At 45.2% G+C, this 21208-nt stretch carries 20 protein-coding genes and 2 pseudogenes; 20 read left to right on the top strand and 2 right to left on the bottom strand.

Going from position 1 to position 21208, the window contains the following annotated elements; genetic code table 11:
- The first annotated feature begins 16 nt into the window (after positions 1 to 16).
- The 13 genes from MKX98_RS16550 to sigJ all read left to right on the top strand — a co-directional run bounded on the left by MKX98_RS16550 (position 17) and on the right by sigJ (position 15043).
- Positions 17 to 238 (top strand): hypothetical protein, encoded by a 222-nt coding sequence (locus MKX98_RS16550; protein ID WP_339224191.1) that lies wholly within the window; start codon positions 17 to 19, stop codon positions 236 to 238.
- A 487-nt stretch (positions 239 to 725) separates the two neighbouring features.
- Complete coding sequence (locus tag MKX98_RS16545; protein WP_339224470.1) at positions 726 to 1652, top strand: sugar ABC transporter permease; 927 nt, start codon at positions 726 to 728, stop codon at positions 1650 to 1652.
- Between the two features lie 57 nt (positions 1653 to 1709).
- Complete coding sequence (locus MKX98_RS16540) at positions 1710 to 2588, top strand: carbohydrate ABC transporter permease (RefSeq protein WP_220685240.1); 879 nt, start codon at positions 1710 to 1712, stop codon at positions 2586 to 2588.
- 52 nt (positions 2589 to 2640) lie between these two features.
- On the top strand, positions 2641 to 4155 hold the full coding sequence (locus tag MKX98_RS16535; RefSeq protein ID WP_339224188.1) for an extracellular solute-binding protein: 1515 nt from the start codon (positions 2641 to 2643) through the stop codon (positions 4153 to 4155).
- Positions 4156 to 4299: 144 nt separating this feature from the next.
- On the top strand, positions 4300 to 6891 hold the full coding sequence (locus tag MKX98_RS16530) for an AraC family transcriptional regulator (protein WP_339224186.1): 2592 nt from the start codon (positions 4300 to 4302) through the stop codon (positions 6889 to 6891).
- A gap of 484 nt (positions 6892 to 7375) precedes the next feature.
- Positions 7376 to 8146 (top strand): nucleotidyltransferase domain-containing protein, encoded by a 771-nt coding sequence (locus MKX98_RS16525; protein WP_194542752.1) that lies wholly within the window; start codon positions 7376 to 7378, stop codon positions 8144 to 8146.
- 565 nt (positions 8147 to 8711) lie between these two features.
- Entirely contained in the window at positions 8712 to 9389 is a 678-nt protein-coding gene (locus tag MKX98_RS16520) for a response regulator transcription factor (protein ID WP_194542751.1), read from the top strand.
- Entirely contained in the window at positions 9386 to 10396 is a 1011-nt protein-coding gene (locus MKX98_RS16515) for a HAMP domain-containing sensor histidine kinase (RefSeq protein ID WP_339224184.1), read from the top strand. Before MKX98_RS16520 ends, MKX98_RS16515 begins: the two co-directional genes overlap by 4 nt.
- Positions 10397 to 10479: 83 nt before the next feature.
- Positions 10480 to 11202 carry an ATP-binding cassette domain-containing protein gene (locus MKX98_RS16510; RefSeq protein WP_339224183.1) on the top strand — a complete coding sequence of 241 codons (723 nt, stop codon included), beginning with the start codon at positions 10480 to 10482 and terminating at the stop codon, positions 11200 to 11202.
- Positions 11199 to 11948 carry an ABC transporter permease gene (locus MKX98_RS16505; RefSeq protein ID WP_339224181.1) on the top strand — a complete coding sequence of 250 codons (750 nt, stop codon included), beginning with the start codon at positions 11199 to 11201 and terminating at the stop codon, positions 11946 to 11948. Before MKX98_RS16510 ends, MKX98_RS16505 begins: the two co-directional genes overlap by 4 nt.
- Positions 11945 to 12703, top strand: coding sequence for an ABC transporter permease (locus MKX98_RS16500; RefSeq protein WP_339224179.1), 759 nt, complete (start codon positions 11945 to 11947; stop codon positions 12701 to 12703). The genes MKX98_RS16505 and MKX98_RS16500 overlap by 4 nt, the downstream gene beginning before the upstream one ends.
- A 170-nt stretch (positions 12704 to 12873) precedes the next feature.
- Entirely contained in the window at positions 12874 to 14190 is a 1317-nt protein-coding gene (locus MKX98_RS16495; RefSeq protein ID WP_339224177.1) for an FAD-dependent oxidoreductase, read from the top strand.
- Positions 14191 to 14230: 40 nt separating this feature from the next.
- Positions 14231 to 15043 carry an RNA polymerase sigma factor SigJ gene (gene sigJ / locus MKX98_RS16490; protein ID WP_339224175.1) on the top strand — a complete coding sequence of 271 codons (813 nt, stop codon included), beginning with the start codon at positions 14231 to 14233 and terminating at the stop codon, positions 15041 to 15043.
- A gap of 438 nt (positions 15044 to 15481) precedes the next feature.
- Here the strand turns inward: sigJ and MKX98_RS16485 are convergent, their stop codons facing one another.
- The gene (locus MKX98_RS16485; RefSeq protein WP_339224173.1) at positions 15482 to 16333 is read right to left on the bottom strand and encodes an aldo/keto reductase; all 852 of its coding nucleotides are present in this window, start codon (positions 16331 to 16333) and stop codon (positions 15482 to 15484) included.
- A gap of 175 nt (positions 16334 to 16508) precedes the next feature.
- On the opposite strand from MKX98_RS16485, the gene MKX98_RS16480 reads away from it, so the two are divergent.
- Complete coding sequence (locus tag MKX98_RS16480; protein ID WP_220684473.1) at positions 16509 to 16958, top strand: MerR family transcriptional regulator; 450 nt, start codon at positions 16509 to 16511, stop codon at positions 16956 to 16958.
- A gap of 94 nt (positions 16959 to 17052) precedes the next feature.
- On the opposite strand, the pseudogene MKX98_RS16475 reads toward MKX98_RS16480, so the two are convergent.
- Positions 17053 to 17199 (bottom strand): annotated as a pseudogene (locus tag MKX98_RS16475) (winged helix-turn-helix transcriptional regulator); the annotation flags it as partial.
- Between the two features lie 52 nt (positions 17200 to 17251).
- Between MKX98_RS16475 and MKX98_RS16470 the strand changes: the two are divergent.
- The 6 genes and pseudogenes from MKX98_RS16470 (at position 17252) to MKX98_RS16445 (ending at position 21139) form a co-directional block, all read left to right on the top strand.
- A pseudogene (locus tag MKX98_RS16470) lies at positions 17252 to 17637 on the top strand (RidA family protein).
- A 234-nt stretch (positions 17638 to 17871) separates the two neighbouring features.
- Entirely contained in the window at positions 17872 to 18294 is a 423-nt protein-coding gene (locus tag MKX98_RS16465) for a DoxX family protein (protein WP_259445689.1), read from the top strand.
- 210 nt (positions 18295 to 18504) lie between these two features.
- On the top strand, positions 18505 to 19365 hold the full coding sequence (locus MKX98_RS16460; protein ID WP_339224169.1) for an aminoglycoside phosphotransferase family protein: 861 nt from the start codon (positions 18505 to 18507) through the stop codon (positions 19363 to 19365).
- The gene (locus MKX98_RS16455) at positions 19362 to 19604 is read left to right on the top strand and encodes a hypothetical protein (RefSeq protein ID WP_339224167.1); all 243 of its coding nucleotides are present in this window, start codon (positions 19362 to 19364) and stop codon (positions 19602 to 19604) included. Before MKX98_RS16460 ends, MKX98_RS16455 begins: the two co-directional genes overlap by 4 nt.
- A 703-nt stretch (positions 19605 to 20307) precedes the next feature.
- Entirely contained in the window at positions 20308 to 20937 is a 630-nt protein-coding gene (locus tag MKX98_RS16450; RefSeq protein ID WP_339224165.1) for a TetR/AcrR family transcriptional regulator, read from the top strand.
- A 22-nt stretch (positions 20938 to 20959) separates the two neighbouring features.
- Positions 20960 to 21139, top strand: a complete 180-nt coding sequence (locus MKX98_RS16445) for a DUF2197 domain-containing protein (protein ID WP_108992314.1) — start codon at positions 20960 to 20962, stop codon at positions 21137 to 21139.
- The last annotated feature ends 69 nt before the right edge of the window (positions 21140 to 21208 follow it).

The raw sequence follows: 21208 nt of genomic DNA, 5'->3' as shown, positions 1-21208 counted from the left end.
GCAAATAAATAGGCTTGTGTTGGTTTCTGCTGAGAAGCAAAGCCAACATGAGTTTTTTTATTGCTCATTTTCGATCATCGAGAAGTTCCCGTTCTACTGGCCCGTTAAGGCCGCACCGCTAACTACCGGCGCTTTCGGTCCTGTCGTTGTTCCTGAGCATCTCGTAATGACGCTACTGTTCATGCCGTTAGTCAAACGCAGCCGGCCATTCGTATGGCCGCGGAAGAATCTGCTGTGAATTTCAGACTGGCTTACATGATGAAAGATAATGCTAGAATTTTATTCCCGATGCCTGTCGTAACGTTTACCGCGTCAATGAGTACTGGCTTCGTGCTGTCACTTAAATGAAGAAAGCCAAAAACTTTATATGGGCACCTTAGAGGTGAAAAGATGCCGTAATCCGCGTCGTTGAGCGAATTGATTGCGCTTGCAAGAAAAGTCAATTCCCGGAAATTCTTATCAGGGTCAGCTTATTTTTTGAACTTTTCCTTCTTGGTTTTCTTTAGCGCACACAACATATGATACGCCTTTACTTCGTTAAATAGATTGCTGCAAAAAGCGTTGATTGCCGGAAATTGCCCCAGCCCCTATGCTGACATTAACCGCTCCCGAGCAGACCGGAACACGGATGATCCGGGTGAACGGTAAACCAGCAGATGGAGGTGTGGGGGATGGCTTCCCGAATGGACACAGCCGGCCATAGAAAAATAGAAAGCGATTACAAGATGAGCCAGGCTACGGAACGAAGACGAAGTATCTGGAAAGGCGTAAAGCGCGATCGCTTTTTGTATCTGCTTGCGCTACCGGGCATCGTGTTCTTTATCCTATTTAAGTATGTGCCAATGTGGGGAATCTTGATCTCGTTTCAAGATTATTCGCCTTATCAGGGGATGTGGGCAAGTCCGTGGATCGGTTTCGAACATTACATCCGTTTCTTTTCGAATCCCGACTTTCTGATCTTGTTCCGAAACACGATGGCGATCAATTTGCTGTCACTCATCTTTTTCTTCCCGCTGCCCATTTTGTTATCGGTCATGATGAATGAGCTGCGCGGCAACAAGTTCCGCAAAACGATTCAGTCGATTGTTTATCTGCCGCATTTTCTGTCTTGGGTCATTATCGTCGGTATTACGTTTCTTCTTCTGTCTACCGGCGAAGGCATCGTCAATCAGCTTCTAGTGGCAGCCGGTCTGAACAAGATCGACTTTTTGACCAATCCCAATTACTTCTGGGTTCTGTTGACCGTCCAGTCGATATGGAAAGATGCAGGCTGGGGTACGGTATTGTTCCTTGCCGCGATGGCCGGGATCGATCCGCAGTTGAACGAAGCAGCGAAGATGGACGGAGCGGGACGCTTGCGGCAGTTCTGGCATATTACTCTGCCGGGCATCCGTTCGGTCGTCATCATCCTTCTTATTCTGCGGATTGGACATATTATGGACGTCGGCTTCGAGCAAGTCTTCCTGATGATGAACGGTGCCGTATCCGAAGTCGCAGATGTATTCGATACTTATGTGTATAGGCTAGGTATCAAGCAGGGACAACTCAGTTTCAGTACTGCCGTCGGCGTGTTCAAATCGTTGGTAGGCCTGATCCTCGTTATCGGAGCGAACAAGCTAGCCAAGAAATTCGGCGAAGACGGTGTTTATTAAAAGGAAGGTTCATAGGTTTCAACCGGAGTAAAGAAAAGAAAGGAGGGCGGGTTTCCTATGCTCCAGTCCAAAATGGATCGTCTATTCAATGCAACTAATCTGTTTTTTCTAACTGTAATCGGTCTGGTCACGTTGTTTCCTTTGTATTACGTGCTGGTCGTGTCGTTCAGCGACCCGGCAGAATTCATTCGCAACAAAGCGACGCTTTTCCCGAAAAAGTGGAGTCTCGATTCTTACCGGTATTTGTTGTCCACCAATTCTTTTATGCGTGCAATGGGCAACAGTGCGTTTCTGGCTACCGTCGGCACAATGCTCAGCTTATTTGTAACATCCTGTCTTTCTTATGCCCTGTCTCGGAGACGACTGCAGGGACGGCGGGTGATGCTGCTGCTGATTCTGCTGACAACGCTCTTCAATCCCGGTATTATTCCACCGTACCTGTTAATCCGCGATCTCCATTTGATCAACAGTACCTGGTCGTTGATTCTGCCGGTGCTAACGAGCGGATGGTATGTATTATTGATGAAAGGTTTCTTTGACAGTATCCCGTCCAGCCTGGAAGAAGCGGCCCGTATTGACGGCTGCAACGATATCGGAGTCTGGTGGCGTATCATTTTGCCGCTGTCACTGCCGTCGCTGGCGGCATTTGGCCTGTTTTACGCTGTAGCGTACTGGAACACCTTCTTCACCGCGCTGCTCTATATCAACGATTTCAACAAGCAGCCTCTTCAAGTCCTACTGCAAAACATGCTGATCGACTCGTCGACGGCTTCAGGAGGAACGGCAGCGGTCGAGATAACCGCGGAGCAGCAGATTCCGTCGGAAACATTGAAAATGGCCGCCGTTGTAATCGCAACTGTTCCGATCCTCATGGTATATCCATTTTTGCAAAAACATTTCGCAAAAGGCGCGATGGTCGGTTCGGTGAAAGAGTAAGCGCAGGTACAGGCAAGCTGATTTATATATCCGAATAAAAGGGGAGATTCAAGTGAGAAAAAAAATAGGAGCGAAATTGGGGTTTGCATCCATTATGGCTCTGTCTCTGGTTACAGCGGCCTGCAGCAGTCAAAACGCGGAAAACGGTGTGCCGGAAGATGGAAAGCCGATGCCGGTCAGTATCATGTCGATGTATTTTACACCTGAACCGCCCGGAGAAGACAATGTGATCATTCAAGAGATCGAAAAGAGAACGAATACCGATCTCAATATCACGTGGGTATCACCAAACAGCTATGGCGACAAGGTAAACGTTACGCTGGCGTCGGGTGAGATTCCCGATCTGATGCTGGTCGATGATCCTTTCTCGGCTCAGGTACGTACTATGGTGAAGCAGGGTGCGTTCTGGGATCTGACGCCTTATCTTCAAGACTACCCTAACCTGTCTGGGTTTCCGAAAGAGTCCTGGATCAACACCAAGCAGGCCGACGGCAAAAATTATGGGATTCCTCGGGTGCGTCCGGTCGAAGGAGGCCCATTCCTGTTCCTACGTAAAGACTGGCTAGACAATCTGGGCATGGAGATTCCGGAAACGACAGACGAATTTTACGAAGTGCTCAAAGCATTTACGAAAAACGACCCGGACGGCAATGGTAAAGACGATACGATCGGATTCACAGGATTGGTCAATCAAAGTAATATGGGCAGCTATGGGGCAATCGTCAGCGCATTCACGCAAAATACCGGAGATTGGAAAGATGTCGACGGCAAGCTGGTCAACGTTAACCTGTTGCCGGAAATGCGCGATGCTCTGGAATGGTTAAGCAAAGCTTATGCTGAAGGGTTGATCTCGGAAGATCTCGCTGTTCTGAAAGAGAGCCAGACCAAGGATCAGCTGAATGCGGGCCGTGCAGGCGCCGCCGTTAACACGGTCGAAGCGGCGTGGGAGCCAATGGAAGCGAATCTGAAGAGCAACCCGGACGCGGATTTTCTGCCGCTTGTCTCCATGAACGGCTGGACCAACAAAGACGGCGGATTCTTCGGGATGTTTGTGATTCCCAAAACGGTATCGGAAGAAAAAATGAAAAAACTGCTTGAATTGATGGACTATGGCGCGTCGGAAGAAGGCGGAACGCTGGCCAGCTACGGTCTGGAAGGTGTTCATTATACGGAAGAGAACGGAATCAAGATGGCGACGGATAAGGCCAAGACCGATATCGTCGGCTCGCAGGCGCTTGGTCAAATCTTCATGAATTATGACAAATATATGCGCGCGTATCGGGGCGGTATGCCGCTGGAGATTTTTGAGCGGAACAAAAAGATCATCGACGATCGTGCAGAAATAAGTGTTCCTGACAGAGCGATTGGATTGTATTCGGAAACGAATATTTCGGTGGGACCTGAGCTGGCGAAGAATATTCAGGATATGAAAACCAAGATTATACTCGGCAAGCTGTCGCTGTCGGACTGGGACCAATTTGTTGAGAAATTGAAAAATGATTCAGATCTGCAAAAAATTACGGACGAGCTGAATCAGGCTTATGCCGACCGTCAAGCGGAGCAATAAGCGGCTGGCTGAATTATTCCGAAAAAGGTGCATGTAAACAGGGGAGTCTCCGGAAGCGGGGGCTCTATTGTATATGTTCCCTTTCTTATAAAATGATGTAGTATGTAGACTGTTAATAGTGTATAGAGAAAAGGGGGAGCAGGAGTGACTGATATTCGAAGCTGGCTAAATTTTCGGTGGACGAGTCGAAGCCGGGAAGGAAGAGGACGCTTTTATCGTTACAGCCTGATCCTGGCACTGTGCATGTCGAGTATTCCAACAGCGGTTATCGGCTTCTCGTCTTATGTGCTCGGTACGCAGCACATCGAACGCGAGGTGATGAGCAGCCACCGGGCACTCGTTAAACGCTCGGCAGAAAGCATGGACGAACTGTTCGTGCAGGTGGAACAGTCTGCGGCCCGTTGGGCGCTAGATCCGAGACTTGACGGTGATCTTAGAAGAGCAAATCTTCGTATGGAATACCAGAGAACCCAGGAGCTGTATCGCTTTCTGGGACTGATGAAAGCGTCTTATCCGGAGCTGAAAGACGCAAAGCTGCTGCTTGCTCGTAACGAACCGCTTTTGCTGTCGGATACGGAAGGGTTAAGGAAAATCTCGATCGCAGAAGATAGTAAGCGGTTTCAGAGTATTGTTGATGCCCCGTCCGCTTTGTATTGGCTGGATAATTTTCGGTGGACGGCTTCCGAGAACGGAGAGGTCGTATTAGTCCGGAAGCTGCCTGCTTACGGAGATCCTTATGGAGCTCTTCTATTGAACATGGACAGAGATAAAATTGAAGAACGGATGCGCCAGGTATCGTTCGATGATAAAGGCGCTTCGTTTCTATATGCAAGTTCCGGACCACCCATAATCCGCATGTCGGATGTGCCGTCGGATGATCCGATGCGAACCCCGACTTTCGAATCCGCGCTGCGTGAGGAGCTTCGAACTCAGGTCTCGGACACACCGGACTCTTATCTGTTCAAATGGCAGGGCAAAACCTACTCCGTTTCCCATAGCCAATTACATCGTCCGGGGGTCGAATGGACTTATGTGACGGTGTCGCCTTTAGAAACGCTAACTCGTCCTGTCGTGCTGCTCTCACGTTCGCTGCTCGCCGTGAGTTTGGCCGGTATGCTGCTGGCGCTGCTGATCGCCTGGTTGGCTTCGCATCGATTGCACCGGCCGATAGGTCGATTGGTACAAATCCTAGGCAGCCAGTTTTCACCGGCGCTCGGTCAGCCTTCAGGGGACAGGGCCGTCGGGACGGCAGAAACACCTGAACAAGAAAAAGGCCTGAGCGGACTGCTGCGGAAAATCAGCATAAGCCAGCGTTCCAAAAACGGACCTGACGGTACCGGAATAGAGAACAATATGCATCCCTACGACGAGCTGGACTATATCGAGACGAGTTGGCGCGGTCTATCCGATGCCAAAAGAGAAGCCGAAGCCCGGCTCGAACACACGTATCCCGAATTGAGATCGGCCTTTTTGATGCAGCTGATGCAGGGACATTATCAGACATTGAGCGAGCGAGAACTGCTGTCGCGAATGGAAAGATTCGGATGGTCGATCCATCCCGACGAGCGGATGTTAGTTTTCTTGCTGCAGGTCGGCGTGCTATCGCCGCCGGAATCGAAGTTCCGCGAAGAAGATGAACTTCTGATGACGTTCGCTGCCGCCAACGTAGCCCGTGAATTTGTGGAGCAGCATACAAAACGGGCAATCGTTGTAAATTTTCAGGATTCGACCGCTGCCGTGCTGATTCCTTATTCCATGGGTGAAAGCGGCGTGACAGCCGAGACGGATCGAGAACGTACGTACGATTTGCAAAGTTCAGCCGATAAGATCCAAGGTGATACTGCAAATGAAGAGGGCGCTGTACAGCGGTTGAACGTACTGGGGAAAGCGCTGGCGGGAGAGTTGGCAGGTACGATACGCTCTGTGCTGCGGCTGCAGACCCTAGTGTGCACAGGCAGTGCTTCCGGAATTCTGGAAGTGCCGGAGCTGCTTCATTCTCTGCGAGCTGCGCTGCGTCATATTCAGCATGACGAAGATTGTCGGGTTCTGCATCTGGATGAATGGATGCCGGATCTTGATGAGCAGAGCACTTATCCATTCGAGCTCGAACGTGAGCTTCTCCGCAGTGTCAAGCTTGGCCAAATCGAGGAAGCGGCCCGGCTGACGGATGAATTTATCGATGAGCTGGCACGCCGAGCGGCCTCGAAGCCAGAAATGCGTAATCTGACTTTGCATCTGCTCGGCAGTCTGCTCCACACGATGATGGAGAACGGTGCTCCATCCGAGCACGTCGACTTTATGGGTCTGTATGAACGTCTTGCCACTATACGCCAGCCCAAAGCAATGGCCGCCTTTATGCGTACACAGGTATTGGAACCTTATGGCCGCGAGATCGATGGTAGCGATCGGCTGTATACTGATCGTCTCGCCGAAAGAGTCAAGGAGGAGATCGAACGTGATTATACGGCAGATTTCTCTCTGGAGAGCTGTGCGGAACGTTTTGGCGTCAGTTCTTATACGCTCAGCCGCTCATTCAAGCAAGCCCACGGGAAAAACTTCGTCGATTATGTCATGGAACTTCGTCTTGAACGGGGCTGTGAGCTGCTGTGCACGACCGATCTCAAAGTGAACGAGATCGCCGAGTCGGTCGGTTATCATCCCTCGTATTTTATCCGGCTATTCCGCAAGCAGAAAGGCATGACGCCCGGGCAATACCGAATGAAGAAAAACGGATAAGTAAAGCGTCGTGCTGGAACACGACTCCTAAGCAGAATAACTGCATAAAGAGCAGTCGGCCACAGAAGTTAGTACGAGAAATAAGACCGTTACCTTAGTGCGGGCGGTCTATTTCTTTTCATGTAGGCGAGCAAATGAAATACCATTAAAATACTATAAATATCTAGTATACATACGAAAAGTATATGAGAATGTAAGAGGCAATAGATGGAGCAATTTGTGTCGAGGGACAAGAACTCGGCCCCATAGAAAGTCGCTAATTTAGCGGCTTTTTTGTTTTATCGGTACAAGTTCTTGTACCGAGTCGAGGACAAGAACTTGTACCGATTACCGATTAGATAAGCATTGAACTATTAATTAAATTTATTAAGCTAACAGGCAGGGGAGTTTATTGATTTCGCGAATACTCTACATATGAAGTTATTTACGAAGTTCGTAGATAAGACGTCAGTCGAAAGAAGTTCTTAGTTTAGGAGGAGTCTAAATGATATTAGAAAAAGTTATAAATAGAATTGTAATACAAAGTGAATATAAGGATTTTGTTGATAAGTATATAGATAATATACTTACCGAATTTAAAGGTAAGATTCATAGCATTTATATGTGTGGCTCGATTCCAAAAGGAACGGCTAAACCTTTTAAGTCAGATGCAGACTTTACTATTGTATGTGTAAATCCCAAAGATATTGATTACGAAAGATTGTCAAATATTAAAGACAGGCTTTTAAAAGAATATCCAGTATTAACTAAGATTGATACGACAATTTGCTCGATTGACGATGTATTAAGTAAACCAAATGAGTGGGGTTTTTGGGTTAAGATAATTTGTGTTTGCATATATGGTGATGACGTTGGTGAAAAAGTACCACCGATAATTATTTCTCCAGCGTTCATTTTAGACTTAAATACAGAGACCAAGGAGGAAGTAGATCGTATATATCGTTTACTTTCTAATGCTAGTGATAACACAATGAAAACTAGATATATTAAAGGTTACTCTAAGAGATTAATTCGTGCATTATACTCTTTGGTTTTAGAAGATACAGGTGTATGGCAAGATGACATTATTAAGATGAAGAATGCCATATTAAACTATTGTGAGATTGACTCCGCTTTAGTTGATTATCTGTATGCTTGTTACTTGGATGGTAATAATGTACTTGTTGAAGAGTTTCTGGGAATTGCAGATGAAGTATATAGCTATTTTGAGAACACCTTAAATGCAATGGCTGCTTCCAGAACTTCCTCCGGCTAACACCAGGTACGTTAGTTGAATATCGGAGACAGCATAAAAGCTGTCTCTTTTTTACCAAATGGGGGACATCTGTCGAGGAACAAGATCATGGTCCCATTGAAAGTCGCTAATTCAGCGGCTTTTTTGTTTTATCGGTACAAGTTCTTGTCCCGAGAAGAGGACAAGAACTTGTACCGATTACCTATTAGATAAGTATCTAATTAGATTTCCATACAATTTCATTAAGGTAACGGGCAGGACGCAGTGAAACCTGATATTATTTGTTTGTTGTTTAGTTACCTTTTTTCGAATGAGCTGGAAGACGGTTTATTTCTTGAGAAGGGGAATATCCTGGAGCGAAGTAGGAGGGGGTTTATTTGCTTTCGGTGTATATTATATTAGTTTCTCAGTGTTAGGAGGTATTCATGATTAATTTATTTAGGAACAGAAAGAGCCAATCAGTTAGACCGGCCTCTTTTATATAAAACTCTATTTACGAACGATAAAATTGTATTAATTGGAAACTAATTTTTATATTGTGTTAATCTGTCTAATAGTGAACTCCATTTAGAGAGAGGGATGTTACTTGAAAAGAAACGTACTCTACATTGAAGACAATGAGAAAATTGGCAGTTGGGTAAAAGAAGAATTGGAACAGCGAGGGTTTTCAGTTCAGTGGCTGCTAACTGGTGAAGGAGCCGAAAGAGAAGTGAATCAGCATGAAATCGTTATTTTGGATATCATGTTACCCGGTTTAGACGGATTTACTGTGGGAAGACGATTAAAGAAGGCAGCTCCTGCTATTCCTATTTTGCTGTTAACTGCTCGAACATCGATAGATGATAAAGTAGATGGTTTACAATTTGCTGATGACTACTTAACGAAACCATTCCATACGGATGAATTAGTTGCGAGATTAGAAGTATTATTCCGTCGTAATGGTGGAACAAAATCCGAACGCATTTCATTAGGAAATCAGATTGAAGTAGATCCAGAAGGTCAAATGATATTTGACAAACGCACTGGAGAAGAAATTATATTAACAGGGAAACAGCATCAAATCTTAATGTACTTCTTACGCCACCCTAATCAAGTTTTACCAAAAGAACAAATTTATGAAGCTATTTGGGAAGAAGCTTATATAACAGGTGATAAAACATTAATGGTGCATATCCATCGACTGCGTCAAAAGCTGGAACGTCATCCGGATTCCCCAGAGATTATTGAAACGTTGAAGGGAATAGGCTATCGGGTGAAACTATGAAGCAGACTAGGTCATTATTTCGTCGCTTTCTAAAAGTGCATTTTCTATTTATCTTTTTACCTCCCATTGTGCTTGTTTTCGTCAGTGCGTTTTTTGGGATTTCAGATAACAATGGAAAAAATCTGAATGCGTTAAATCTGTTTTACGTTACCGTGCTATTGTTTGGGTTTATTATTGTCGCATTTGTTATTTTATCTTGGCTGTTCTTCTTGAAACTTCAAAAACGTCTCGCCCGCTTACAGGAAGCCATGTCATTTTCAGCTAAAAATAATTCATTTCCTAAACCCATATCTGTTCAATCGGATCGTATGGATGAGATAGACCAGTTAGGAATGTCTTTTAATTGGATGATTCAGCAGCTTGAAGACAGTCGCAAGCGAACATTTGAAGAAGAGTTATTACGACATCGACTCATTGCGAATTTATCACACGACTTACGAACGCCACTTACCATTTTGAGAGGACATGTCACCCGTTTAAATAAAGAGTCCATGAGTTTAGAAGGACAACACTCGTTAACAGAGATCAACCATACGATTACAAGAGTCGGAGATCTAATGGATGATTTACTGTCCTATACATTGCTTACATCAGGGAAACATCCTTTTGGGCCCGTTTCAACAGATATTGTACGTTTAGTAAGAGCATCTGTTGCTGCGTGGTATCCTGTGTTTGAAGAAAAAGAAATTCAGCTCGATGTTGATTTACCGGCAGAGGAGACTTTTTATTGGCAAGCAGATCCTAATTGGATAACACGGGTTTTGGATAATTTATTTCAGAATATTCTTCGCCATGCAGCAGAGGGGAAATATGCAAACATTGTAGTTGATGTAGAAAAAGAACAGATCATTGTTGCAGACAGAGGTCCCGGTTTGGATCACTCTTCCTATGAGCGTGGGGCGGGGATTGGTTTATCGACTTGTCATTATATGTTGAAAAAAATGAATCTGAAAGCGAACTTTACATCAAATGAAAATGGCACAAGAGTAGCTATTGCTAGGGCTTAACCTAAAGGTAATCCAGAATTAAACCACATGATATCTGTGATGTAACTTTGCTTCTATATAATTGGAACCATAACAGAAAGGAAGTGTTATGGTTGCTTACCATTAATAACTTAGTCAAATATCGCGGAACTCAACAAATCTTAACAGGTATCAGTTTTAAAGCAAGACCTGGTAGAGTGACTGGTTTTTTAGGTCCGAATGGGGCTGGGAAAAGTTCTACACTACGCATCCTGCTTGGATTAGATCGTGCCACCTCAGGGAGTGCACTCATTAATGGCAAGCCATTCGCAGAATTACATAATCCTCTAGCAACAGTAGGTGCCGCACTGGATGGATCTGGAGCTCATCGCAGGCGAACAGGAAGGGCCCATTTACGTTGGATTGCTCGTGCCGCAGGATTGCCTCGTTCACGTGTTGAGGAAGTTCTGGAAATCGTAGGTCTTAGTAATGCAGCTGACAAAAGAGTTGGGAATTATTCGCTTGGTATGGGGAGAAGACTTGGAATGGCGGCTGCACTACTGGGTAATCCCCCAATATTGGTTCTAGATGAACCCGTAAATGGGCTCGACCCCGAAGGAATTCGTTGGATCCGGACATTTTTACGTGAACGTGCTGAGTCAGGTAACACGGTGTTACTATCCAGTCATCTAATAGGAGAGCTTGCAGAGACGGTTGATGATGTGGTCATTATTAAGCATGGAACAATCGTTGCAGATGGAACATTGGATGAAGTAATAGGTAACCATTCCACGCTGGAGAAAGCTTTTTTTGCCCGGACATCTGAACATGCAGGTGATGTTGTATGAGAGCATTCAACGCGGAACTATCTAAATTGTTCTCCCTGCCGGGCATTTGGCTTGCCTTTCTTATTGGAGCATTTGCCCCTGCGGTCATAGCTGCCTTAGACAGCATAGCACAAAAAGAGGATATTATAGCTGGAATTAGCACACGGCTATTGGAAGTTGGCTATATTGGATTAGCTCTTGGTGTACAAGGTGTCATCATTCTTGGTGTGCTTGCTGTCAGTAGCGAGTATTTGACAGAGAGCAGTGAATCTGGTGGAGGACAACAGATTACAACAAGTTTAACGGTTATTTCATCAAGGCTGCATTTTTTGCTGGCAAAAGCAGGCGCTGTGACAGTAATCAGTATACTGCTTTGTATTGTTGCTATAATGACAACTGTGTCAGCCACGCATCTTGTTCTTGGTCAGTATACCCCTGCATTTGAATGGTCTAAACTGCTCGGTGCAGTTTGTTACTGGACATTCACTGCTCTTTTAGCATTTGGGATTACTGTTCTAACTAAGAATGGCACTATTCCGCTTGCCGTGCTCATCATAAATACATCCGTTGTATCATTTAGTTTCTTGCTTTCTAAGGTTACAAAGTTAGCGTTATACTTACCGGATCGGGCTGGCCTTGAAATGTTTATGTTTCTGAGCGACAGATTTCTCACCCCGTTCACAGGCGGCTTAGTCATGTCTGCCTGGGTAGTCGTTTTTTTCATTGCTGCAGCTATTGTATTCCATAGGAGGGATGTTGCAGGATGAGTGTCCCTTCTAGTAGAAAGACTACACAAATCCTTCGTGCTGAACTGGATAAATTAGTAACATTACCATTGATATGGCTCACCCTTATGGGTACATTCATTCTTAATTTACTATTAGCCGCAGCTTTTACTTCTATTGGTCTACAAGGGGCAGCAGGGAACCAAAGTATACTGAATATAGGGCTAGCTTCTATGGGATATCTTCAAGCAGGATTCATTATTCTTGGGATCATAGCTACTTGTTCGGAGTATACCGGTGGACAGATTCGAACGACGTTAGTTACGATACCTTGGCGTGGGATTCAATTATCCATGAAGCATTTGGCATTGGCAATCATAACCGTTCCCGCGGCCTTTATTATTGCTGCATCAGGTGTACTATATACTTTTATGATGATGAGAGACACAGCAGCAGTGATTGATATAGACACAACGATAGAAGCATTAGCAGGTGCAACAGGCTATCTAACGTTAACCACACTTCTGAGTGCAGCTATTGGTGCTTTATTTAGACGAACCACTCCTGCTTTAGTGGTACTGCTTGGTTATTATTTCATTGTCAGTCCATTGTCGAGAGATTTTCTACCTGGTATTAAAAATTATTTTCCCGATACGGCAGGATATTATATGTATACGCCGCCTTCCTCTGATGAAATAACTGTCCTTACACCAATGCAAGGGACAGGGATTATAATGATATGGACACTGATTTTTATTACAGTAGCTATTGTATTTTACCGTAAACGAGATGCCTGAGTTTAGGTTTCATCATTCAAACATATAATCTTAAGCGAGTAAAGATGCATCAAAGAAGAATGGCACCTGATGGGGGTGCCTTTTTGATTTCTCTCTATAGATGTTAAAGTGTCACGTTTTACGCTCCGAAAACGTCTTGTTCGTAAATAACATGAGGTGAGGTGGCTAACATGGGACATTACGATGTCGCCATCATCGGCGGCGGACTTACCGGATTAACCGCGTCGATTTGTTTGGCAAGAGCAGGCCTATCGGTCATTGTATTGGATAAGGCAAATCAACTTGGCGGTCGTGCGCAGTCTGTTAACAAAAAGGGAGTATCACTCAATCTGGGTGTACATGCGTTTTATCAAGACGGGGCAGCGGAGGGAATTTTGCGCGAATTGGGCGTGAGGCCGAAAGGCGCTAACCCGCCTGCCTCGGCAGGTGTGATGTGGAATGACCGGATTTATACGCTGCCGACAAAACCATTTCAACTGATCGCATCCAAACTGTTTTCATTTTCGGAAAAGATGGAGCTTACCCGGTTCATACTCAATCTGGGCAAGATCGACGCCAATCGAATCGAACGAATCAGTTTAAAGGAGTGGGCAGAGCGGGAAATTCGCCATCCGATGCTTAGACACGTTATATATTCGGTGAGCCGAGCGAATTCTTTCGTTCCTCACTCAGAGCTTCATCTTGCGGGTCCGGCAGTACGGCAGCTTCAAAGAACATTTAGCGGAAAAGCCTTCTACATCGAGGGGGGATGGGGCAGGCTAATCGACGATTTAAGAGATCAGGCTATTCGCGCAGGCGTCACGATAATGAATCAGAAAAAAGCGGTCGAAATCGTACATGACGGAACGGTTCGACGTATCCGCCTTAAAGATGGCGAGCTTATTGACGCTCCTAATGCCGTGATCGCTGCGGGTCCGAAAGAAGCATACGATCTGGTCAAGAATTTGGATAGCACATCTCTTGAAAAATGGAACGATAACATAAAACCGATTCACGCAGCGTGTCTTGATCTCATCCTGCGCCGACTTCCTGATGGCGGCTCCGATTTCATTGCAGGATTTTGGCTGGATCAACCGATCTTCTATAACTCACCGTCCACTGTAACAAAGCTCAGTGAAGATGGCTCTGTCGTCATTCATCTGGTCAAACACCTAGGAATGAATGAAAGTCGCCCCGAGACGGATCTGTTGCAGTTGGAAAAAGCCATGGATCTCGTTCAACCCGGCTGGCGGAAAGAGGAAATAGCCAGACAGTTTTTACCTAACTTGACCGTCGCACATGATTTTATCACGGTGGACAAAAGTGGCAATTTCCCCGGCCCCTCGGTTCAGGGAATAAAAGGACTTTATGTAGCGGGAGATTGGACGGGACATGGCGAATTATTAGCTGATGCTGCATTTGCCAGCGCCAAGCGAGCGGCGCAAGCGATCATAACCAAGCAATATTCGTTTAAGGGGGAGAATGTTGGACAGGGGAACGTTATATAACGAATTGAAACCTTTGCTTGTGTCATTAGCATATCATACGATGGGAAGCATCGCTGAAGCGGAAGATATTGTTCACGATGTGTTCCTCTCGTGGGAAGAGAAACCGCCGCATCAAGTATGCGATGCCAAAGCCTATTTGTGCAAGATGGTTCATAATCGCTGTGTTGATTATATTCGATCGCCCCGTAGAGACCGGGAAAGATACGTCGGGCCATGGCTGCCCGAGCCCATTGATACAACCTATGTTCAAGAGTACGATCCAATGGAGAGTATCGTATGGAAAGAATCCCTTTCAACAGCTGGCTTGTTATTACTGCAGCAGCTCTCCGCGATTGAGCGAATTGTATTCCTGCTTCATGAAGTGTTTCATTACCGTTTTGATGAAATAGCCGAGATCGTCGACAAAAGTACGGTGAATTGCCGTCAAATTTTTCACCGAGCGAAGAAGAGCCTCGGCAATTTGCCTGAACGAAGCCCGGAAGTCATTGAGAAAAAAGCGGCACTAGCTGAACGATTTGCCGAGGCGCTCATGACCGCAAATATTGAATTGCTTATTGAACTTTTATCGTCGGAAACTGTACTATACCAGGATGGAGGCGGCAAAGTAAAAGCTGCACTCCGGCCAATAAAGGGTTCAGACTTAATTATCCGTTTTTTTGTCGCCGTTGCACCCGAATTTCCGCCTGGATATCGATGTGTAACTTGTGAAATCAACGGTATGCCTGGAATACGGCTAGTAATAGGTGAAATGACTTTTGCAGTGGTTACATTTGATTATTTGCAGAATCAGCTTTCAAACGTTTATGTCGTGATGAATCCGGAAAAGCTGTCGCATTTTAATAGGATGAAGTAATCGATCTTCAAGGCAATTGATGCTAAAAGAGAATAACGCATAAAAACGCCTCAGGGCTAACCTTTAAAAGTTAGATAGCCCCGGGGCGTTTAGCTTTCTATTTTGATATGGTTTTATGGTTTGTCATGCAGCATGCGAACCAGGATCACGACGGCTTCTGCTACTGTAAGTGATAGGGCGAAGTTTTTCTGTTAGCAGGCGGACAAAGATACTGCATATGATTATCCCCTAGAGATGGATTCTAGAGGGATTTTCCATGGCGTTACGTCCGAAAAGCCACAGACTCTAATGGACCAGAGGCGAGATGAAAATGTTCTATATCGTTGATTGAAGTAGTAGAGCTAATTCGTTATATAATCCAAGAAAGTACAGGGCGTCAGCCCTATACTTTCTTAATAGATGGAGATATACGCCTAATGATTGTGTTTCAGCGGAGGTTTACAGATCGACTCTCCAGTTGCCCATCATCTTGGCGACTTCTGGGTCGCGGTACGATAAGAAGAGGCTTTCCCGAGTATCGAGGGTCGAAATTTGTTCCATGTCGTCCGTGCTTAACTCAAAGTCGAAAATATCAAAGTTTTCTACGATCCGCTCTTTGCGTACCGATTTTGGAATGACAACGACTTCGCGCTGAACAAGCCAGCGCAACACGACTTGGGCGACGGACTTGTTGTGTTTAACAGCAATTGAGGTCAGCAGTTTGTTGTCGAACATGTTGCCCCGTCCTTCAGCGAACGGCGCCCACGACTGGTGTTGAACTCCCTGCTCTTTCATAAAAGCGGTGGTTTCCATCTGCTGGTAGAATGGGTGCGTTTCAATCTGGTTGACGGCGGGCACGATTTCATTATGCACGATGAGGTCCATCAGACGGTCGGGCAGGAAGTTGCTGACCCCGATAGCTTTAATTTTCCCTTCGCGGTACAGCTCTTCCATTGCGCGCCAAGCACCATAGTAATCGCCGAACGGCTGATGAATAAGGTACAGATCGAGATAGTCGAGTTGCAGCTTCTTCAAGGATTTAGCAAACGCCAGCTTGGCACTCTCGTAGCTGGCATCCTGAACCCAAAGTTTGGTCGTGATGAACAGCTCCTCACGCGGTACGCCGCTGCGCTTAATCGCGCGTCCGACCGCTTCCTCGTTCAGATAACCGGCGGCCGTGTCGATCAGGCGGTAACCGTTCATTAGTGCTTCATATACTGCGCGCTCGCATTCCTCGGCATCAGGAATCTGGTAGACACCAAAGCCGATGATCGGCATTTTCACTCCGTTGTTCAACGTTACGGTTTGCATTGTGATTCCTCCTATTGTTCAAATGAATAACAGCAAATGGCTGCGAATCCCGGGGACGGTACTGCAGAACGGAGATTCCGTTTATAGCCGAATTGCATTACAATCAGCTTATAACCTTCGTGTTACACGAAGTCAAGCTGTCTTTTTAACAATTATTTTTCTAGGAGGATTTCACATGCATACGGTTAAAGAAGCCGCCCAGATAACAGGACTTACCGAGCATGCCGTGCGCTTTTACACAGATAAAGGTCTGGTGCCAAGCGTACAGCGCAATCAGAATAATATCCGGATGTTCGATGAAGAATCGATTAACTGGCTGCATGGCATTAAATGCCTCAAGCAATCCGGAATGCCAATTGAACTCATTAAAAGGTACGTCGATTTATGCCTCGAAGGGGATTCGACCATTCCTCAGCGCTACAAACTCATGATGGAGCATAAAGAGGCGGCGCTTGCTAAGCTCGAGGAAGCGAAACTGCACGTTGCCCATTTGGAGGAAAAAACAACCCTATATCAGGACATTCTAGAACACCGCTCTCCAGACACAACGAATCCCGGCAACTGGGACAGAATTCTGCATATGCATAGTGACGTATTTTATTCGCCATCTATTCGGAAAGTTTGAGGGAAATACAATGGGTGATGGAGTAGAAAGAACATGTATAACGGACAGGTGCTCATCTGACCTGATTGAAATGAAGATGTATGACAGACCATTGTCATATGTCTTCTTTTATTATATTGGGAGATCGGTGTTGCGCTCCCCACTCACATAATCCTTCTAGAATAGGGAGTAAGGCTTTAGCTTTATCTGTAAGTCGGTACTCAACCTTAGGGGGGATTTGGGGATATTCTTTCCGTTCGACCCTTTATTGTTTGCCATTATCTTATAACCATATTTTGAAAATGAGAATAAAAATGAGGGTAGCAAAAACGTTTGATCACGGTGTTGCAAGGGAGGAAGGGAGCGGCATATCCCAGGGTTATTCGATTAACGGCACGATCTATGTCTCGGGTCAATTTTCCCTCGATCAATCGTCGGTGCGGGAGACATCGAGGCGCAAACTGGGTAGATGCTTGAATATCTAGATCGCGTACTGGCGGGGTTCGGTGTCACGAAGTCAAACCTTGCATATGTTGAGATTTACCTGACAGACGTAAAGGAGCATTTCGAGCCTTGCATCCAGTTGTTTAAAGAATATATGGGACAGCACCGCACCGCCGGCAGTCTCATTGGCGTGACAGCGCTGGCGTCCCCTGAGCAATTGATTGAAATCAGCGCTGTCGCTCACACGAACGAATGAACGAGGTCAACGCTGACGGATTGAGCCTGCTTGAGAGGTGAGAGAATTGTTCGGATAGCGGAGAAAGATACCGTATATATTTATCCCCTTAGAGATGGATTCTAGGGGGATTTTTTGTGATGGTGTTGTTTTCCTAAAACAGTATCATAAATTGACATGATTAGTGATTATGATAAACACATCAAATAGGAAGAGGCATTTGACCAAATCAAAAAAGGAGTGTTTATGATGAAAATGAGTGCGACCATTGGAAATGAAAAAAACAAGAAGGTAGAATCCCGCTCTATTGGACGGAAGGCCGCTTATTGGACTGTTACCATTATACTTGCATTCTCAATGGCATTAAGCGGGATCGGACAGCTGATGCGCTATGGGGGAAATGTTGATTTAGTGACCAATATTGGTTTCCCGTTATATGTCACGAACATTCTTGGAGCTTGGAAGTTGCTTGGAGTCATTGCGATTATAATGCCAGGTTTGCCCCGGCTTAAGGAATGGGCCTATAGCGGTATCTTTTTTCTCATGACGGGTGCGGCTTTATCTCATGCGTTTGCTAATGATTACGGCGATTACGGATTCCATATCATTCTTCCGCTTGTCTATGCTGCGCTTGGCATCGCTTCCTGGGCGTTGCGTCCGAAAAGCCGCAGACTCTGATGGCATAAAGAGATTAGAGGCGATATGATAATATTCTATAAAATGTTGATTGAAGTAGTAGAACTAGCTGGTTTACGTGCCAATGATACCGCTGATTAGCGGTATACTTTAACTATAATTAGGTATTATCTGTCTATTCCATTATTTCTTTGATACCCTGTTAAATATGTGATGGTAACACCGAGGAGGTAGCGACTCATGGTTAAGAAAATGCACGTCGACGAAAAGGAACTTGATGAAGCGCTCGTTCGTCGTCTGCTTGTTGCCCAGTTTCCCCATTGGGCGGATCTATCCCTGCGACGGATCGAGCCGGCTGGCACAGTGAACGCCATCTTTCGGCTAGGCAACGAATATTCAGTTCGGCTCGCGCGGCGGGAAGGGCCTACGACACCAGAAAGTCGTGAGTTTACTTGGCTGCCTAAGCTTGCTCCATTGGTTCCGCTTGAAGCTCCTGTACCAGTCGCTCTAGGGCACCCGAATAGCGAATATCCGTGGTTTTGGTATATACACACATGGGTTGAGGGCGAGACGGTGCCGATAGAGGAGATTGACGCGATTCAGGCCGCTCGTGATCTTGCGGAGTTCGTTGCAGCGCTGCAACAAATCGATTCATCGGGTGGGCCGCAGGGACGCGGCATTCCATTGGCTCAAAGGGATGAGGGGTTCCGATACTGGTTGGCACAGTTCGATGGCGATGTTGCTGCGGTGTCTGATGTATGGGAATCGGCACTTGCCGCGCCTCCGTGGAGCGGCCCACCTGTTTGGCATCACGGCGACCTTGACATGCGTAACTGGCTTGTGCGAAATAAAAGAATCACCGGTGTGATTGATTGGGATACAATGGGCGTTGGCGATCCTGCATGCGATGTCATGGTCGCATGGAAGTTACACTCGCCGGCAGCACGTGACGCGTTCCGCAAATATCTTCCTACGGATGACGCTACTTGGGCAAGAGCCCGCGGATGGGTCGTATCGCAGGCGGTGGCAGTGCTGGCTTACTACACGCCAGAAAACAATCCAGTTCTGTACCATGAGGCGAAATCCTGGCTCAACCTAGTATTGTCAGAATGATGCTTGATAATCTTGCTGTTAAGTATCAATGGTGTCATGGAGATCGAATCCGAGAGTTGAATAATTATAAAGGTAAGCAAAAAAGGATGTCTCGATTAGGAGACATCCTTTTTGGGGGGCTTTTAGCAGCTAAAGATTTAGATTTATTAGACCACTATATTCTAAGTGGATACAATGTCATGGAATGGATTGAAGACCTCACGCAGATGATAGAAGATTATAGAGAAGCATTGAAATAACCCTAGGGGATAAGTATCTTTTAGTCATAAAAGGATGACGTAGGATGAGTTGGGAGACAGTCCGAGATCACCGAAAACCATGCCCTTGTGGTCAGGGTTATGTGCATTCGGTTAGCCGATCTGATGATTGGGGACGATGGGAGAATGAGGTAATTCTTCACTGTCCGGAATGTGAGAAGACGTATGTTAAATACTCCTATGATAATAACAGTAAAGGAATGGTCGAGACCACAATTCGGTGGGTCAAGAGAAATGATTATAATAACTTCCAAAGATCCAAAAAGGAGTGGAAGGAGGCTGATCTTCTCTCCAAAAGCCAGATTACTGAATATCTTCGTTTACACTATCTTGAATGGTGGATGGCTTTATTCAAGGATGTTCGTCGAGCTAACGCTACATTATTAAATGTCGGGGGACAAGAACATGTTCCTTTGAAAGTCGCTAATAGCGGCTATTTTTGTTTTAACGGTACAAGTTCTTGTTCCGAGCCAAAGACAAGAACTTGTACCGATTGCCGTTAAGGACAAGAACTTAGTCCGATTACCGATTAGAAGAATATCTAAGTAATCCCAATGCTACTTCATTAAAAGCTAACGGGCAGGTTAGTTTCTATTATGGGGTTCAAAAACCATTTAGATAATATTCATATTCATCTATGGTTTTTTTGTTTGAATTTTTTGTACGACTGTACTAAAATAAGAACATGAGTAAAAAAAATAAACCAACTAACCAAAAACAAATGTCATTCATCGAAAAAGCCCGTAGAGCTCAAATAGTGGAATGTGCGATTGAGACAATCGCAGAAGTAGGTTACACTAAAGCCTCTTTAGGAGAGATTGCAAAACGTGCGAAAATCAGTAAGGGGGTTATTTCTTATCACTTTGAAAATAAAGAGGAATTATTGGAGCAAGTAGCTATCGAATACTATATGGCTTGGCAATCATATATTGCTCCACGAATAGAAGCTCAAAAATCTCCTAAAGAAATGCTTCGAGTGTATATTGAATCCAATCTTACATTCGTAGATGAAAATCGGCAGCATGTTTTCGCTGTTATTGAATTGCTTTCTAATAGGATAACTGCTGATGGTAAACTTCAGTTTGCAGCAGACCATGATGAAGCTGTTTTACTTCCAATTGAAAATATTCTGACCCTAGGGATGCAAGAAGGAATTTTCCGAGAATTTACCAAGCCATCGGCAAGGGTGATGGCGCTAACAATAAGAAATGCCATTGACGGGTTCACCATTGAATTAATGAGAAAGCCTCATTTAGATGTTCAGGAATATACGAGAGAACTGGTTACAATCTTCGATATATCAACTAAGAATTGATGTGTCACCAAGGAGGTTGCCAATGTTTTACTATGATGTACTTTGCTATAATTGTAAAAAAACATTCAGGGTATACGAAGGTTCACTAAAATATAAACAAGCTAAGGAAAGAAAGGTTAAGATTTTTTGTTGCGAAGATTGTGCTGATAAAATACGCATTGAAGCAATTTTGAATTTTATGCGCGGGATTAATCGTTTTTAATTTTTGATTTTCTCAACGATTATCTTCAAATATTGCACTAAAACGTCGCGGCACAATTAAACCGAGTAA

This window comes from Paenibacillus sp. FSL W7-1332 (assembly GCF_037969785.1).
In the GTDB taxonomy this organism is placed as follows: Bacteria; Bacillota; Bacilli; order Paenibacillales; family Paenibacillaceae; genus Paenibacillus_AQ.
The sequence above is the reverse complement of the archived record's forward strand: the minus strand, read 5'-3'. Positions and strand labels throughout refer to the sequence as shown.

Bases quoted from the DNA above. Each gene is read 5' to 3' on its own strand.
- MKX98_RS16455 (WP_339224167.1), top strand. From the start codon at position 19,362: ATGATGCTTGATAATCTTGCTGTTAAGTATCAATGGTGTCATGGAGAT.
- MKX98_RS16515 (WP_339224184.1), top strand. From the start codon at position 9,386: ATGAAGCAGACTAGGTCATTATTTCGTCGCTTTCTAAAAGTGCATTTT.
- MKX98_RS16445 (WP_108992314.1), top strand. From the start codon at position 20,960: ATGTTTTACTATGATGTACTTTGCTATAATTGTAAAAAAACATTCAGG.
- MKX98_RS16460 (WP_339224169.1), top strand. From the start codon at position 18,505: ATGCACGTCGACGAAAAGGAACTTGATGAAGCGCTCGTTCGTCGTCTG.
- sigJ (WP_339224175.1), top strand. From the start codon at position 14,231: ATGGGAAGCATCGCTGAAGCGGAAGATATTGTTCACGATGTGTTCCTC.
- MKX98_RS16485 (WP_339224173.1), bottom strand. From the start codon at position 16,333: ATGCAAACCGTAACGTTGAACAACGGAGTGAAAATGCCGATCATCGGC.
- MKX98_RS16495 (WP_339224177.1), top strand. From the start codon at position 12,874: ATGGGACATTACGATGTCGCCATCATCGGCGGCGGACTTACCGGATTA.
- MKX98_RS16480 (WP_220684473.1), top strand. From the start codon at position 16,509: ATGCATACGGTTAAAGAAGCCGCCCAGATAACAGGACTTACCGAGCAT.
- MKX98_RS16525 (WP_194542752.1), top strand. From the start codon at position 7,376: ATGATATTAGAAAAAGTTATAAATAGAATTGTAATACAAAGTGAATAT.
- MKX98_RS16545 (WP_339224470.1), top strand. From the start codon at position 726: ATGAGCCAGGCTACGGAACGAAGACGAAGTATCTGGAAAGGCGTAAAG.
- MKX98_RS16465 (WP_259445689.1), top strand. From the start codon at position 17,872: ATGAGTGCGACCATTGGAAATGAAAAAAACAAGAAGGTAGAATCCCGC.
- MKX98_RS16500 (WP_339224179.1), top strand. From the start codon at position 11,945: ATGAGTGTCCCTTCTAGTAGAAAGACTACACAAATCCTTCGTGCTGAA.
- MKX98_RS16505 (WP_339224181.1), top strand. From the start codon at position 11,199: ATGAGAGCATTCAACGCGGAACTATCTAAATTGTTCTCCCTGCCGGGC.
- MKX98_RS16540 (WP_220685240.1), top strand. From the start codon at position 1,710: ATGCTCCAGTCCAAAATGGATCGTCTATTCAATGCAACTAATCTGTTT.
- MKX98_RS16450 (WP_339224165.1), top strand. From the start codon at position 20,308: ATGAGTAAAAAAAATAAACCAACTAACCAAAAACAAATGTCATTCATC.